15 protein-coding genes and 1 tRNA gene are annotated in these 15,614 nt (G+C 67.8%); 6 read left to right on the top strand and 10 right to left on the bottom strand.

Annotated elements, in window-relative coordinates; all coding sequences use genetic code 11:
- Nucleotides 1-68 precede the first annotated feature (68 nt).
- On the top strand, nt 69-566 hold the full coding sequence (locus tag TF1_RS11320) for a hypothetical protein (protein ID WP_016188168.1): 498 nt from the start codon (nt 69-71) through the stop codon (nt 564-566).
- On the opposite strand, the gene cysN is transcribed toward TF1_RS11320, so the two are convergent.
- From cysN to TF1_RS11360, 8 genes are all read right to left on the bottom strand, one after another.
- A complete protein-coding gene (gene cysN / locus TF1_RS11325; RefSeq protein WP_011290867.1) occupies nt 554-1,822 on the bottom strand; it encodes a sulfate adenylyltransferase subunit CysN in 1,269 nt (422 codons plus the stop codon). The genes TF1_RS11320 and cysN overlap by 13 nt on opposite strands.
- 55 nt (nt 1,823-1,877) lie before the next feature.
- The gene (cysD, locus tag TF1_RS11330) at nt 1,878-2,807 is read right to left on the bottom strand and encodes a sulfate adenylyltransferase subunit CysD (RefSeq protein WP_011290866.1); all 930 of its coding nucleotides are present in this window, start codon (nt 2,805-2,807) and stop codon (nt 1,878-1,880) included.
- Nucleotides 2,808-2,860: 53 nt separating this feature from the next.
- A complete protein-coding gene (locus TF1_RS11335) occupies nt 2,861-3,646 on the bottom strand; it encodes a 3'(2'),5'-bisphosphate nucleotidase CysQ (RefSeq protein ID WP_038043217.1) in 786 nt (261 codons plus the stop codon).
- 125 nt (nt 3,647-3,771) lie between these two features.
- A complete protein-coding gene (pth, locus tag TF1_RS11340) occupies nt 3,772-4,440 on the bottom strand; it encodes an aminoacyl-tRNA hydrolase (protein ID WP_038043202.1) in 669 nt (222 codons plus the stop codon).
- Nucleotides 4,441-4,467: 27 nt separating this feature from the next.
- Nucleotides 4,468-5,052 carry a 50S ribosomal protein L25/general stress protein Ctc gene (locus TF1_RS11345; RefSeq protein ID WP_011290863.1) on the bottom strand — a complete coding sequence of 195 codons (585 nt, stop codon included), beginning with the start codon at nt 5,050-5,052 and terminating at the stop codon, nt 4,468-4,470.
- A 268-nt stretch (nt 5,053-5,320) separates the two neighbouring features.
- Complete coding sequence (locus TF1_RS11350) at nt 5,321-6,289, bottom strand: ribose-phosphate diphosphokinase (RefSeq protein ID WP_011290862.1); 969 nt, start codon at nt 6,287-6,289, stop codon at nt 5,321-5,323.
- An 82-nt stretch (nt 6,290-6,371) separates the two neighbouring features.
- Entirely contained in the window at nt 6,372-7,826 is a 1,455-nt protein-coding gene (glmU, locus tag TF1_RS11355; RefSeq protein WP_011290861.1) for a bifunctional UDP-N-acetylglucosamine diphosphorylase/glucosamine-1-phosphate N-acetyltransferase GlmU, read from the bottom strand.
- A 478-nt stretch (nt 7,827-8,304) separates the two neighbouring features.
- Nucleotides 8,305-8,376 (bottom strand) — tRNA-Gln (locus TF1_RS11360).
- A 525-nt stretch (nt 8,377-8,901) separates the two neighbouring features.
- Between TF1_RS11360 and TF1_RS11365 the strand changes: the two genes are divergently transcribed.
- The 4 genes from TF1_RS11365 to TF1_RS11380 all read left to right on the top strand — a co-directional run bounded on the left by TF1_RS11365 (nt 8,902) and on the right by TF1_RS11380 (nt 12,153).
- Entirely contained in the window at nt 8,902-9,852 is a 951-nt protein-coding gene (locus TF1_RS11365) for an acyl-CoA desaturase (RefSeq protein ID WP_011290860.1), read from the top strand.
- Nucleotides 9,853-9,915: 63 nt separating this feature from the next.
- Nucleotides 9,916-10,527 (top strand): TetR/AcrR family transcriptional regulator, encoded by a 612-nt coding sequence (locus TF1_RS11370; RefSeq protein WP_016188163.1) that lies wholly within the window; start codon nt 9,916-9,918, stop codon nt 10,525-10,527.
- Nucleotides 10,528-10,574: 47 nt separating this feature from the next.
- Nucleotides 10,575-11,069, top strand: coding sequence for a MarR family winged helix-turn-helix transcriptional regulator (locus TF1_RS11375; RefSeq protein WP_011290858.1), 495 nt, complete (start codon nt 10,575-10,577; stop codon nt 11,067-11,069).
- A gap of 178 nt (nt 11,070-11,247) precedes the next feature.
- The gene (locus TF1_RS11380; protein WP_011290857.1) at nt 11,248-12,153 is read left to right on the top strand and encodes an SGNH/GDSL hydrolase family protein; all 906 of its coding nucleotides are present in this window, start codon (nt 11,248-11,250) and stop codon (nt 12,151-12,153) included.
- Nucleotides 12,154-12,234: 81 nt separating this feature from the next.
- Here TF1_RS11380 and TF1_RS11385 read toward each other — a convergent pair whose 3' ends face one another.
- A complete protein-coding gene (locus TF1_RS11385; protein WP_016188162.1) occupies nt 12,235-14,016 on the bottom strand; it encodes an ABC-F family ATP-binding cassette domain-containing protein in 1,782 nt (593 codons plus the stop codon).
- A 151-nt stretch (nt 14,017-14,167) separates the two neighbouring features.
- Here TF1_RS11385 and soxR point away from each other — a divergent pair, with 151 nt between their 5' ends.
- Entirely contained in the window at nt 14,168-14,629 is a 462-nt protein-coding gene (gene soxR, locus TF1_RS11390) for a redox-sensitive transcriptional activator SoxR (RefSeq protein WP_011290855.1), read from the top strand.
- A gap of 4 nt (nt 14,630-14,633) precedes the next feature.
- On the opposite strand, the gene TF1_RS11395 is transcribed toward soxR, so the two are convergent.
- The gene (locus tag TF1_RS11395; protein WP_061783878.1) at nt 14,634-15,557 is read right to left on the bottom strand and encodes a 4-(cytidine 5'-diphospho)-2-C-methyl-D-erythritol kinase; all 924 of its coding nucleotides are present in this window, start codon (nt 15,555-15,557) and stop codon (nt 14,634-14,636) included.
- Nucleotides 15,558-15,614: the final 57 nt, after the last annotated feature.

The raw sequence follows: 15,614 nt of genomic DNA on the forward strand, positions 1-15,614 counted from the left end.
TTCCACAACCAGCATTTCGATACTAAAAGTCACAACAGAGTGACTAATAGTTATGTCATGATGGGGTCATGACCGTGTCCCCTGTCCTCCTTGTCGCAGCCAGCAGCGGCTACCCCGCACAATTGTGGCCCCCGCGCCCCTGGTGGCACAGGAACGAACGATTCTGGATCACCCTGCGCACTGCCGACGCCGCCGCCAGGGCCGCTGATCCACGGCCGTCCCACTCCCGCTCGGCATTCCACCGCGCCGCCGCTCTGACCCGCACCACCCTCACGGCGCTCCGCGTCTTCACCCGGTACCGGCCGGTCATGGTCGTCGTCACCGAAACGCGGAAGACCCCGTTCCTCTTCTTCGCCCGCCTCTTCGGCGTGCCCACCCTCGCCGTCGAAGTCCACGACTGGGTCACCACCGCGACCCGCACCGCACTGCTGTGCCGCCCCACGACCGCCCGCCCCGGCCTGGGAGCGCGGCGGATGAGCGCCGCAGACACCGCGGCGCCGCAGCGCAGCCTCCGTCGGCCCCGCCGCGGCGCCCGCCGCAGGATAGGACGCTGTCAGCCGGCCTGAGTGATCATCCCCGCGCCCACGGTGGCGTTGGTTCCCTCGTCAATCAGGATGAACCCGCCCGTCAGCCGGTTACGCCGGTACTCGTCGACAAAGAGCGGCTGGGCGACCCGCAGCTTGACCCGGCCGATCTCGTTGAGCGCGAGGCTCGTCGCCGACTCGTCCCGTTCCAAAGTGGTCGTGTCGATGCGGTACAGCAGGTCGCGCACCATGACCTTGGCGACGCGCGTGGTGTGCTTGATCAGCAGCTTGGTCCGCGGGGCGAGCGGCGGGCCTTCCGACATCCAGCACACCATGGCGTCCAAGTCCTGGGTGACGGTCGGCTGGTTGTGCGGGCGGCAGATCATGTCCCCGCGCGAAATGTCGATGTCGTCCTCGAGCAGCAGCGTGACCGACATCGGGGGAAACGCTTCGGCCACGTCCCCGTCGGCGGTGACGATCCGCTGAATCCGCGTGGCCATCCCCGACGGGAGGTGGACCACCTCGTCCCCGGGCCTGAGCACCCCGCTCGTGACCTGCCCGGCATAGCCGCGGTAGTCGTGCAGCTCCGGGTCGTCCGCCCGGTACGGCCGGATCACATACTGCACCGGGAACCGCGCGTCGACGAGGTTGCGGTCCGAAGCGATGTGCACGGTCTCCAAGTGCTGGAGCAGGGAAGGACCGTCGTACCACGGCATCGCGGCCGACCGCTCCACCACGTTGTCGCCGTGCAGCGCCGAGATCGGGATGAACGCCAAGTCCCGCACGTCGAGTTTGGCGGCGAACTCGGTGAACTCCGCTTTGATCTCTTCGAAGCGCTCCTGGGAGTAGCCCACCAGGTCCATCTTGTTGACGGCAAGCACCAGGTGGGGGACCTGCAGCAGCGTGGTGAGGAAGGCGTGCCGGCGGCTCTGCTCCTGCACCCCCTTGCGGGCGTCCACCAGGATCACCGCCAGGTCCGCGGTGGAGGCGCCGGTGACCATGTTGCGGGTGTACTGGATGTGTCCGGGGGTGTCCGCGATGATGAACGTCCGCCGCGGAGTCGCGAAGTACCGGTAGGCCACGTCGATCGTGATGCCCTGCTCCCGCTCGGCCCGCAGCCCGTCGGTGAGCAGGGCGAGGTTGGCCTGGTCCTCTCCCCGGGCGAGGCTGGTGCGTTTCACCGCCTCGTACTGGTCTTCCAGGATCGACTTGGTGTCGTAGAGCAGTCGGCCGATCAGAGTGCTCTTACCGTCGTCAACGGAACCGGCCGTCGCAAACCGCAGAATGTCAGTAGCCATGGGCAGTAGATCCAGATGTGTAGGCGCGGACAGATGACTGGGAACACACGAACGGCTAGAAGTAGCCTTCGCGTTTGCGCTCCTCCATCGCGGCCTCGCTCCCGCGGTCGTCTGCGCGGGTCTGTCCGCGCTCAGTGATCCGCGTCGCCGCGATCTCGGCGATCACCTCGTCGAGTGTGGTCGCCGTGGAGAGCACCGCGCCGGTACACGTCATGTCGCCCACCGTGCGGTAGCGGACAGAGGCTTCGAACACCTCCTCGTCCTCGTCCCGGGTGACGTACGGGCTGTCCGGAAGCAGGATGCCGTCCCGTTCGAACACCCGGCGCCGGTGCGCGAAGTAGATCGACGGCAGCCGAAGCCCTTCCCTGCGGATGTAGTGCCACACGTCCAGCTCGGTCCAGTTGGACAGGGGGAAGACCCGGATGTTCTCCCCTCGGTGGACGCGGGTGTTGTAGAGGTTCCACAGCTCCGGCCGCTGGTTCTTGGGGTCCCACTGGCCGAACTCGTCCCGGAACGAGAACACCCGCTCCTTGGCCCGTGCCTTCTCCTCGTCGCGCCGCGCCCCGCCGAACGCCGCGTCGAAGCCGTACTTTTCGATCGCTTCGAGGAGAGCCGCCGTCTGCAGCCGGTTGCGGCTGGCCCACCGGCCCTTGGGCTCCACTACCTTCCCCGCGTCGATCAGGTCCTGCACCGAAGCCACAATGAGCCGTACCCCCAGCTCGGCCACCCGCTTGTCGCGGAACTCGATGACCTCGGGGAAGTTATGGCCGGTGTCCACGTGCATGACCGGGAACGGGATAGGTGCGGGCCAGAACGCCTTCTCGGCGATCCGCAGCATGACCACCGAGTCTTTGCCACCGGAGAAGAGCAGCACCGGACGTTCGAACTCGGCCGCGACCTCACGCATGATGAAGATCGCCTCGGCCTCGAGGAAGTCGAGTTGCGAAAGCTGGTACCGTCCGACGGCGTCGCTGACCTGACTCATGAAACCCGCCTCGTGCTCGCTGCGTCCCCCGAGCCGAGGCGCCGGCCTCAGGCTCAGGTGTGTGGACCCGCGTTGTCCATATCCGCTACGTTACGGATACTGGCCAACAACATACCCGACAACTCCGATCGACATACTAGGATATCGGGCAGGTAGGGGTCTGGCCGGTTGTAGGTCAACGAGCTCCCGTCAATGCGCGACGTGTGCAGGCCAGCTGCCCGGGCCACCGCGACCGGAGCCGCACTGTCCCATTCGTACTGGCCGCCCGCGTGGATGTAGATATCGGCGATCCCCAGCATCACCGCGCTGATCTTGGCGCCCGCCGAACCCATCGGCACCAGCTCGGCACCCAACTGGTTCGCCAGCCGCCGCACGAACTCCGGCGGACGGGTCCGGCTCGTCGTGATCCGCAACCGCTGCCCCGCGGGGCGCTCCTCCGGAAGCCACGGCGGGTCCACCGTAGACAGCGTGCTCCCCTGTGCGGGCAGCGACACCGCACCGGCGACGAGCTCCCCGTTCTCCCACAGTGCGACGTGCACCGCCCAGTCCGTGCGGCCCGCCTCACCGAACTCCCGGGTGCCGTCCAACGGGTCGATAATCCACACGCGGTGTGCTCTGAACCGCCGGGGATCCTCTACCCCTTCCTCCGACAGCACCGGATCGCTGGGCCGCAGCCGTCCCAGTGCGGAGAACAGAAACTCGTGCGACACCCGGTCACCCAGGGTGCGCAGCACTTCCGGTTCGTCGAACCCGTGGCGCTCCCGCAGCCGCAGCAACCGTTGACCGGCCTCAAACGCAAGGTCACGCGCCACTTCGTGATCGTTTCTGATGGTGCTCACCAGGTTCAGCACGCTCCTGTCCCGGACCCCGGATCCCGTATCCGGCATCGCCCCATCCGGACCACCACCAGTGTGGCACGCTCCGCACCTTGCGGGAGCGGTCCGGGAACAATCGTCCAGAACCCTTACGAAGCAGCCGTGTGGTAGACGAGTTGGGCTTTCTCCAACCCGGACGTCACCACTGTCTCCACCGCGTCGGCCGCCCGCGCCACATGCACATCCAGTTCCTTGCGCTCCGCGGTGGAAAAGTCCTGCAGCACGAACGACGCCGCATCCATCCGCCCCGGCGGACGTCCGATCCCCACGCGCACCCGCACGTAGTCCGGAGAGCCCAGTGAGGCGGTGATCGAACGCAGGCCGTTGTGCCCGGCCGACCCGCCGCCCCGCTTCAGCTTCAGCCGGGCGAACGGAATGTCCAGCTCGTCGTGGACCACGATGATGCGGTCGACCGGCACCTTGTAGAAAGCACTCAGCTTGGCCACCGGTCCGCCGGACAGGTTCATATACGAAGCCGGTTTGGCCAGCACCACCGGCGCATCACCCACGCGTGTCTCCACCACCTGGGCGTGGGCCTTGTGCAACCGCCACCGTTCGCCCCGCTGCGCGGCCAACTCGTCCACCACCATGAAACCCACGTTGTGGCGGTTGCCCGCATACTTGGGCCCGGGATTGCCCAGCCCCACGACCAGCCAACGCTCGCCGCTCACCACCGCACCACTTTCTCCCGGCCGCGCATCCGGTTCCCTGGACACAGACGCGCGGCCTCCCCACAGCCGTGCGAGAAGACCGCGCATCGCTACAGACCCCTTTCGGCGGCGCCGTTACTCGGCGGCCTCTCCCTCCTCTTCCTCCTCGGTGGCCTCGGGAGCGGCCTCGGCGACCACGGACATGACGATCGTCTCGGGGTCCATGGCCAGCTCGACGCCCTCGGGGAGCTTCAGGTCACCAGCGGTGACGTTCGTGCCGATCGGGAGTCCGTCCACGTCCACCTCGATCCCCTCGGGGATACGGGTGGCCTCGGCGCGCACCTCGGCCTGAGCCATCTCCAGGTTGAGGACACCGCCAGCGCCGACCTCGCCCTTCACCAGCAGCGGAACCTCGACCACGACCTTCTCGCCCCGCTGCACGACCAGCAGGTCCACGTGCTCGAGGAAACCCTTGATGGGGTCGCGCTGCACGCTCTTGGGCAGCACGAGGCTCTCTTTCTCGTCGACACCCTCCAGACGCAGCAGCACGTTCGGGGTCTTCAAAGCGAGCATCAGGTCGTGGCCTGGCAGGTTGATGTGGCGGGGAGCGATGCCGTGGCCGTAGAGGACGGCCGGCACCTTGCCCGCGCGACGGGCGCGGCGTGCAGCGCCCTTACCGAACTCGGTGCGCGGCTCGGCAGCGATACGTACCTCGGACACGACGAAACTCCTTGGTGGATCATCCCCCGCAGCGACGGGGAGACACGGCTTCTACGGAAAACAGCCCCGCTCCAATACCAGCGGGAAAACCCAGCACACGCGGGGAAAACACGATCTCGCCGTGCCACTGCCACAGCGGCCCGCGCGAGCACAGAGATCGCCCCGCACACGCGGAGAAGCTCATAGCAGTCTACTGGCTTGGCCGACGCCCCGCGCACAGCGGGACGGTCGACGAATCACGAATCCGCAGACCATCCCGCCCTCTCGATCACTCGAACAGGCTCGTCACTGAACCGTCGCTGAACACCTCGTTGATCGCCCGAGCCAGCAGTGGAGCGATCGATAGCTGGGTCAGCTTGTCGAACTGCCGGTCCTTCGACACCGGCAGCGAGTTGGTGATGACGACCTCGGAAATCCGCGAGTCCTTGAGCCGGTCCACGGCGGGCCCCGACAGCACACCGTGCGTCGCGACCGCGATCACCTTGGCTGCCCCCTGCTCGAACAAGGCGTCCGCGGCCTTCACGATGGTCCCCGCGGTGTCGATCATGTCGTCCACCAGGACACAGGTCCTGCCCCGCACCTCACCGACGACTTCGTGGACCCGCACCTCGTGCGCCACGTCCGGGTCGCGCCGCTTGTGGACGATCGCCAGCGGCGTACCCAGCCGGTCGGCCCACCGGTCTGCGGTGCGCACACGCCCCGAGTCCGGCGACACCACGGTGGTGTTGCTCAGGTCCACGTTGGCCGCCACATAGTCGGCGAGGAGGGGAAGGGCGAACAGGTGGTCGACCGGGCCGTCGAAGAAGCCCTGGATCTGGTCGGTGTGGAGGTCCACCGCCATCAACCGGTCCGCCCCGGCGGCTTTGAACAGGTCCGTGATCAACCGCGCCGAGATCGGCTCCCGCCCCCGGTGCTTCTTGTCCTGGCGCGCGTAGCCGAAGAACGGCGTCACTACGGTGATGCGTTTCGCTGACGCCCGCTTCAGCGCGTCCACCATGATCAACTGCTCCATGATGGACTTGTTGATCGGATCGGAGTGGCACTGGATGACGAAAGCGTCACACCCTCGGACCGACTCCAGGTAGCGGACGAAGATCTCCCCGTTGGCGAAGTCCTGGAACCTGGTGGGAACCGTTTCGATACCCAGTTCCACCGCGACCTCCGCCGCGAGATCGGGGTGGGTCCGTCCCGAGAAGAGCATGAGTTTTTTTTGACCCGCGGCTTTCATGCCGGTCACGTTAACATCCCCCATAGTTCCGGTTTGTTCTCTCTTCGCCTGCCCGGGAGACCTTCCGGCGCCAGACGCGACAGTGTTGTGGTCACCGGTCTTCCTCCGAGCGGGCCCGGGCTCGCTCCGCGGCCTGTGCCGCAGGAGTACCCGGACGTTTACGTTCCACCCAGCCTTCAATAGTGCGCTGGGGGCCGGCCGAGACTGCGAGCGCCCCTGGCGGTACGTCCTCGCGGACCACAGTCCCCGCTCCCGTGTAGGCGCCGTCGCCGACCCGGACGGGAGCCACGAACATGGTGTCACTGCCAGTGCGCGCGTAGTCACCGATTACCGTGCGGTGCTTGTTCACCCCGTCGTAGTTGACGAACACCGACGAGGCACCGATGTTGACGCCTTTGCCGATGTCGGCGTCGCCCACGTAGGTCAGGTGCGGCACCTTGGAGCCCTCACCCACCGTCGAGTTCTTCACTTCGACGAAGGTGCCGATCTTGACCCCGCGGTCCAGGCGCGCCCCGGGACGCAGGTAGGCGTAGGGGCCGACGGTGGCCTCCGGGCCGATCACGGCTTCCCGGGCGACCGTGTGCGAGACGACAGCGTCCTCCCCCACCTCGGTGTCGCACAGCACCGTGGCGGGCCCCACCTGGGCTCCTTCACCGATCACCGTGCGCCCCTGCAACTGGGTCTGCGGTTCCAGCACGGCGTCGCGCCCCACGCGGACGTCGACGTCCACCCACGTGGAGGCGGGATCCACCACGGTGACACCGTCGCGCATGAGCTGCTCCAGCAGCCGGGCGTTGAGCAGCCGGCGCGCCTCGGCGAGCTGGACCCGGTCGTTGACCCCTTCCACTTCGGTGCGGTCAGGGGCGATGTAGGCGCCGACCCGGTGGCCGTCGCCGCGCAGGAGCGCCACCGCATCGGTGATGTACTCCTCGCCTTTGGCGTTGTCCGCGGAGAGCCGGTGGACCACCTGGGACAGCAGGGCCCCGTCGAAGGCGTACATCCCGGAGTTGATCTCGTCGACCGCGCGCTGCTCTTCGGTGGCGTCCGCGTGCTCGACGATGCCGGTGACCGCGCCCGCAGCGTCGCGCACGATCCGCCCGTAGCCGGTGGGGTCGGGGACCCGGGCCGACAGGATCGTGACAGCGTTCCCCTCTGCTTCGTGCGCAGCAACCAGGTCGCGCAGCGTCGCACCGCGCAGCAGCGGGGTGTCTCCGCAGGTCAGCACAACCGTTCCGGTGAGTTCCACGTTCTGTGCGCGCAGCGCTTCGATCGCCATGCGCACGGCGTGGCCGGTGCCTTTCTGCTCTTCTTGCAGCGCGGTGATGGCGTGCGGAGCGATGCTCTTGAGGTGCTCCGTCACTTGCTCCCGTGCGTGGCCGACGACCACGACGGTGCGTTGCGGTTCGAGCTCGGCGACGGCCGCCAGGACATGTCCCAGCAGACTCCGGCCGCAGATCTCGTGGAGGACTTTGGGGCGCCTGGACTTCATACGGGTGCCCTCGCCTGCGGCGAGGACCATGACGGCGGCTGGACGGCTCGCGCTCACTGGAGGCGACTCCTCTGTCGCTGGCGGATGAACCGGGATGAGTGTTGTGCGTGCAGATACGCTGCGGTCAGCAGCCCCGCGGGGCGGCACAGGATGCCGCGAACGACGAAACGGGGCCCCAGGGCATGCGGAAACCACGTCCTGGACCGACACAGGCAGCATACAACTGGGCCGGGGGATATTTTGGGGCGACTCGGTGGGTGGGCCGGGATGGGGAGTGCGGTGACCTGGGCTCCGGACGTGGACCGGTGCCGGTGAGTCCCGGACCCGGGGCACGGGGAGGGGTTTGGACGCGCGTGTGCGGGCGGCGCGTGCTTCGCCTGTGCCGCGGGTGACGCGGGGTGCGGAACGGTTCGGGGCCGTGGCGAGTGGGCGGGCTCAGCGGCCGGCCGAATGCGGCTGCCCTGGTGGACGTTCCGTGGAGACTGCGGCGTTCCGCTCTGCTGTTCTGGAGGACCGGGCGTGCGCTGGAGAAGAGCTCCCGGACCAGGACTCGAACCTGGACGACGGGGACCAAAACCCCGCATGCTGCCAATTACATCATCCGGGAATGAAGCAGGCTTTTCTGCACCTTCTCACGCTTCTTCGCGAGTTGTCCGCGTTGCGCAGACACCACGATAGCTTTCCCACAACTCTAAGGCACATCCGTAAGTGCCTTGTCCTTTTTTAGGCCGCCGCCCGGGCTGAGAGTTCCGCGCCTGCGGGCCTCGGACGGCCGTGCGGCGGACAGCCGCGTGCTTCTCGGGCACAGATCCGGCCGCAGCATCCCGTGCTGACGTGATTTTTGTCCTATCTCGGACAGCCCTCGTATCCCCAGGCGGAGCGGGGTAGATGGGGCTGCACCAAAAACATTACCCGCTTCCCTTGCCAAACCTACGGCCCCGTAGGTTACGGTTACGTAGGTATAGGTTGTCCGACCGTCGCTGACCGGAAGGGCGTTGCACCTGTCCGTCCTTCCGCCCTGCTCGACCAGGATCCGCCTGGTGAGGTGGGGGTGGCTGGTCTCGCCCCGCAGAGATCAGCCGTCGGGGGACTCCCTTCCAATCCATCCGGCTATCCAGAACGAGGTGGGCTTATGTCCGAACTTTCCGCCAACTCGACCCAGCGCCGCGCTCCGGAGCCAGAGATCCTGGACGAGAAGCGCTCCCGCACCGAGCGCTACACCATCTTCACCTTCGTCTTTGTGCCGCTCCTCGCCCTAGCCGCCGCCGTGCCCTTCGCCTGGGGATGGGGACTGACCTGGCTCGATGTCGCTATCGGCGCGGTCTTCTACCTCATCGGCGGGCTGGGCATCACCGTGGGCTACCACCGCCTGTTCACCCACGGCTCGTACCGCGCCGCGCGGCCCCTGAAGATCGCCCTGGCCATCGCCGGCTCCCTAGCGATCGAAGGCGGGGTCATCAAGTGGGTGGCCGACCACCGCCGCCACCACAAGTACTCCGACCACGAAGGCGACCCCCACTCGCCTTGGCGGTTCGGCGACGACTGGCGTTCCGTGGCCAAAGGCATGTTCTACGCCCACATGGGCTGGCTGTTCCTGGACGAGCAGAAGACTTCCCCTAAGCGGTTCGCGCCCGACCTCCTCAAAGACAAGGACCTGGTCCGTATCGACCGCTACTTCTGGGTCTTCGTGCTCATCTCGCTGCTCACCCCGCCGCTCATCGGCGGCCTGGTGACCATGTCGTGGTGGGGCGCGTGCACCGCGTTCTTCTGGGGAAGCCTGGTCCGTATCGCGCTCCTGCACCACGTCACGTGGTCGGTCAACTCGATCTGCCACACCATTGGTGAAGAAAACTTCACGGTTCGCGACCGGTCCCGCAACGTCTGGTGGCTGGCGATCCCGTCCTTCGGCGAGTCCTGGCACAATCTGCACCATGCCGAACCGACCTGCGCCCGGCACGGGGTCCTCAAGGGCCAGATCGACATCTCGGCACGGGTCATCTGGATCTTCGAGAAACTGGGATGGGCGACCAAGGTGCGCTGGCCCGACCCCGAGCGGCTGGCAGCCAAACGTGTCGCCGCCTAACCAGATCGGCCATCATGGGGAGCCGTGAGCGAACAGAGTCCCAAAACCCGTAAAAAGCAGCGCATGACCGGCAAGGAGCGCCGGGAACAGCTTCTCGCAATTGGTAGGGAACTGTTCGCCGAACGCGGCTTCGCCGCCACTTCCGTGGAGGAGATCGCGGCCCGCGCCGGGGTCTCCAAACCGGTGGTCTACGAGCACTTCGGAGGTAAAGAAGGGGTCTACGCGGTCGTCGTCGACCGCGAGATGCAGCGCCTGCTCGGCCTTGTCAGCGACGCTCTCGTCGAGGGGAGTCCACGCCAGAAGCTGGAGCGGGCGGCCCTCGCCCTCCTGCAGTACATCGAGGAGCACAGCGAAGGGTTCCGGATCTTGGCGCGCGACTCGCACGCCGCGTCCGGGACCGGGAGCTTCGCGAGCCTCATCAGCGATATCGCCACCCAGGTGGAGCACGTGCTCGCCGAAGAGTTCCGGGCCCGCGGCTACGACCCGAAGCTCGCTCCGCTCTATGCCCAGGCCCTGGTGGGCATGGTGGCGTTGACCGGCCAGTGGTGGCTGGAGGTGCGCCGTCCCCGCCGGGAGGTGGTGGCAGCCCACCTGGTGAACCTGGCGTGGAACGGCCTGTCCCGTCTGGACACCAAACCGCGAGTGGAGGGAGCCCGGTCTCGACGGCGAGAATAACGGGCTCACTCATCGATTATCTTGATATCAAGAGATATGCTAGGTGCATGCGTGACGAGGTTGACGGTCTAGTCGAGGCGTGGCGCACCGAACGTCCCGATCTTGACGTAGCGCCGCTGCAAGTCCTGAGCCGGGTCTCTCGGCTGGCCCGCCACCTCGACCGTGCGCGCCGTTCGGTCTTCGCCGCCCACGACCTGGAGCCGTGGGAGTTCGACGTCCTCGCCGAACTGCGCCGCTCTGGTCACCCCTACGAGCTGAGCCCTGGGCGGCTCATGCGCGCCACCCTCGTGACCTCGGGGACCATGACCAACCGGATCGACCGGCTCACCGAGGACGGCCTCGTGCGCCGCCTGCCGGACCCGACCGACCGGCGAGGCGTCCTGGTCCGGCTCACCGACGAGGGGCGGGAACGCGTGGACGCGGCCCTCGCCGACCTCCTCCGCTACGAGGAGTCCCTCCTCGCCGCGCTCACCACGGCCGAACGCGACCAGTTGGCCACGCTGCTGCGGACCGTCCTCGCCCCCCTGGACGAACCGGACTGATTCCTCACACTTCTCCCACGCCCCATGACCGGCTTTTGGGAACACCCTTACCACACGTCTCGGTAACGGACAGAAGTCATCACTCTGTGATGACTAGCTTTTTCCGGTCTGTTACCGGCATGCTACGCAGGGGCTCACTTTGACCGATTGACCTGCGAGAGAAGAGACGTGAGAGACCATGCGCCGGTTTGCTTGGATATGTACCGCCGCAGCAGTAGCCCTGCTGGCCGCAAGCTGCAGCTCCGAAGACAACAACGCAGCGGAGATGCAGTACTACCTGTCGCTGGGTGATGGTCTGACAGTCGGAGCCCAGCCTGACGACTCGGGCGACGTCCTCGAAACCGCCACGGGCTACACCAACCTGGTGGCCTCAGCCCTGTCAAAGGAGCCTCCGGGGGTGCAGCACGTCAACCTGGGGTGCATCGGAGAGACCACCATCACCTTCCTCAGCGGTGGCGCTGAAGGCTGCGAATACGACGAGGGCTCGCAGCTGGACGCCGCCGTGGAGTTCCTGGAGCAGCACAAGGGCAAGGTGCGCCTCATCACGATCAGCATCGGCGGCGAGAACCTGTTCTCGTGCGCCCGGGACGAGGACGGCGCGCTGACCACCGACATCGACCGGGAGTGCGTCTCCGAAAACCTGCAGAAGGTCTCCGAGGACGCGCCGATCATCGCCCAGCGGCTGCGGGAAGCCGCGGGCGACGACGTCGAAATCATCGCGCTCACCGCCTACAACCCGCTGCTCGCGATGTACCTGCAGGAAGAGGTGACCGAGGTCGTCGCCACGGAGGACGACGACGAGCGCACCTACCAGGACACCGCCAACTACACCAACGGCATGCTGGCCGCGATCAACGGCACCCTCAACGACGCCTACAACGCCGAGAACATCACCGTGGCGAACGTGGCCACGCTGTTCGACGTGGACAACTTCGAAGAGAACGACGACGGCACGCCCGCCAACGTCCACAACGTGTGCCAGTACACGTGGATGTGCGACACCGAGCGCGGCCCGGACATCCACCTCAACCAGGAAGGGGCTCAGGAGGTCGCCACCCTCGTCCAGGACGTGATGCGGGAGTAGCGCCGCATCGGCGTCCCAGCTCGGCGTAGCGGCGTGCCTCGCCGCCCCGTGGCGGCAGTGGGGCGGCGGGCACGCGACTCCTCACTCTCCGAGTCGCTCGGCCTCCCGGAGCCAGGCGTCCTCCAGTTCCGCTTTCTCCGCGGTGAGCGCTTTGAGCTCCGCACCGAGCTCCGCGAGGCGGGCATAGTCCTCCGCGGCTTCCGCCATGAGCGCGTGGAGCTCCTCTTCCCGCGCACTGATCCGGTCGATCCGGCGTTCGATGCGCTGCAGCTCTTTCTGTGCGGCCCGCCGCTCCGCCGCCGAGAGTTTCGGTGCCGCCTCGGCGGGACCGGCGTCCTCCTTCGCGGCAGCGCCGTCCTGGGGGATCTCGCCGCGCTCCGCACGCTCGGCGCGCAGCCGCAGATACTCGTCGACCCCGCCGGGCAGGTGGCGCAGCGTGCCGTCGCCGAGCAGCGCGAACACCTGGTCGCAGACCCGCTCCAGGAAGTAGCGGTCGTGGCTGACCACCACCAGCGACCCGGGCCAGCCGTCGAGCAGGTCCTCCAGCTCGGTCAGCGTCTCGATATCCAGGTCGTTGGTGGGCTCGTCCAAGAGCAGCACGTTGGGTTCGGCCATGAGCAGCCGCAGCAGTTGCAGCCGCCGCCGCTCCCCGCCGGACAGGTCGCCGATCGGGGTCCACTGCCGCTCCCCGCGGAAGCCGAAGCGCTCCAGCATCTGGCTCGCGGAGTACTCCCGTTTGCCGACGGTGACGCGCTGGCGTATCTCGGAGACGGCTTGCAGGGGCCGCGCCTCCGGGTCCAGCTCCGCGAGGTTCTGCGAGAGGTGGGCCAAGTTGACGGTGGCCCCGTGGCGCACGGTCCCGGCGTCAGGGGCCTGCTCTTTCGCGAGCAGGCGGAGCAGGCTCGTCTTCCCCGAGCCGTTGACCCCGACCACGCCGATACGGTCCCCGGGCCCGAGCTGCCAGGTGAGGCGGTCCAGCAGGACGGTGTCGCCAGCCCGGAGGGTGACGTCTTTGACGTCGATGACGGTCTTGCCCAGCCGGGAGCTGGCGAACCGGACCAGTTCGACAGTGTCGCGGGCGGGCGGCTCGTTGGCGATGAGCGCGTTCGCCGCTTCGATCCGGAACTTGGGTTTGGAGGTGCGGGCCGGCGGTCCACGGCGCAGCCAGGCCAGTTCCTTGCGGAGCAGGTTCTGGCGGCGCTCCTCCGCGGCGCGGGCGAGGCGCTGCCGTTCCGCTTTGGCGAGCACGTAGGCGGCATAGCCGCCTTCGTAGCGCTCCACCCGCCCGTCCACGACCTCCCAGGTGCGCTGGGTGACGGCGTCAAGGAACCAGCGGTCGTGGGTGACGACGGCGACGGCTTCGCGCCGCTGGTTGAGGTGGTCGGCCAGCCAGGCAATGCCTTCGATGTCGAGGTGGTTGGTCGGCTCGTCCAGGATGATCAGGTCGTGGGTGTCGATGAGCATCCTGGCGAGTCCGGCGCGGCGGCGCTCCCCACCGGAGAGGTGGGCCATCCGGGCGTTGAGGTCCCATCCGGACAGCAGGCCGCGGAGCACATCGCGGATCCGCGCGTCCCCCGCCCACTCGTGTTCGGCCCGCCCGTCGAGGACGAACTGACCGACGGTGGTGTCAGGGAAGCTGTCCTGCTGGTGGAGGAAGCCGATCCGCAGCCCCCGGCTGTGCACGACCCGTCCGGAATCAGGCTGGAGCCGTCCAGCGATGACGGACACCAGCGTGGACTTGCCGCCGCCGTTACGGCCCACGATGCCGATCCGATCGCCCTCCTCGATCCCGAGGGACACGGAGTCCAAGAGGACGAGGGGCCCGTAGGCCAGCGAAACGTCTTGCAGATTGACGAGGTTCATCCCTTCCATTGTCGCGGGTGCGCGGGAGTGCAGGGGACGGCTTCTCCCGCCCCGCAGAGATCAAGAAGAGCAATGCGCCACAGCAGGGCAACTGACCGCAAATCTCAGGTTAGGTTGAGGTCAACAGACCCACCGACGAGGAGGTTGGAGCATGGCGCAACTTCCGGTCCAGCTCACGATCGGCCAGCTCGCAGAGCGCAGCGGGATGTCGCACAGCGCACTGCGGTTCTATGAAGCAAAAGGGCTGATCCGGGCAGAGCGGACCGCGGGCAACCAGCGCCGCTACCACCGCAGCACCCTGCGCCGCCTAGCGTTCATCGCGGCCGCCCAGCGCGTGGGGCTGACCCTCGCGCGGATCCAGGAAGCGCTGGCCACACTCCCTGAGGAGCGGGCCCCCACCGCCGAGGACTGGGCGCGGCTCTCCCGCATGTGGCGGGACGAACTGGAGACCCGGATTGATGCGCTGCAACGCCTGCGGGACCGGTTGACTTCGTGCATCGGCTGCGGCTGTCTTTCCCTGCGCTCCTGCGCGCTGCGCAACAACGACGATGCGCTGGCCGCGTGGGGACCGGGTGCCCCGCTGCTGCGCCCGGCACGCGAAGGCGGCCTGTAGCCGCCTACACCACGGTGGCGCCGGGGACCGGGCCGTGGGCGGTCACCGTGTCCGCACACGTGCCGCTCGCGCGCAAGGCAGCGGCAAGCTCGCGGGCGTGGTCCGCCGACTCGGCGAGGAACGCACACGTGGGTCCGGAGCCGGACACGAGGGCGCCCAGCGCTCCCGCGGCACGGCCCGCCTCAAGGAGGTCCCCCAGTTCGGGGCGGAGCGCCAAGGCGGCTGGCTGGAGGTCGTTGGTGAGTGCCGCACCCAGCCGACGGGCGTCCCCGGCGGCGAGCGCGGCGACTAGCGCGTCGTCGAGCGTGGGCTCGGGGGCGTCCGGTCGCAGCCGGTCGTATTCCGCGAATACTTTCGCCGTGGACAGGCCCCCGTCGACGAGGGCGAACACCCAGTGGAACGTCCCCTGGACGGGGAGCGGGGAGAGCTGCTCGCCGCGCCCGGTGCCCACCGCGGTGCAGCCGATCAACGGGAAGGCGACGTCGCTGCCGAGCTCTGCGGCCAGCTCCAGCAGCCGCTCGCGGGGGGTGCCGCCTTCCCAGAGCGCATCGCACGCCACGAGCGCGGCAGCCGCATCAGCGCTTCCCCCAGCCATGCCACCGGCCACAGGAATGGCCTTGTGCACGTGGATGTGCACCCCGGTGGCGTGGGGCACGTGGCGGGCCAGCAGGGCGGCGGCGCGCGCCGCGAGGTTGCTGTCGTCGAGGGGCACGCGGGCCACGTGGTCCGGTCGCTCCCCGTCCACACTGAGCACCGCCTGTCCGGGCGCAAGGTCGGAGCGGGGAGAAACGGTAACCTCGTCGTAGAGCGAGACCGCGTGGAAGACGTTGACCAAGCCGTGGTATCCATCGCCGCGGACCGGCCCCACGGCAAGCCGCAAGTTCACCTTCGCGGGGACCCGCACGGTGACGGAAGTCGGGGCGTTCACGAGTCCCCCATCGTACGGGAAAGCCTGCGCCGATGATTCTGCGCGCCCAATATGGGA

The organism is Thermobifida fusca NBRC 14071 = JCM 3263 (assembly GCF_001592045.1).
GTDB lineage: Bacteria > Actinomycetota > Actinomycetes > Streptosporangiales > Streptosporangiaceae > Thermobifida > Thermobifida fusca.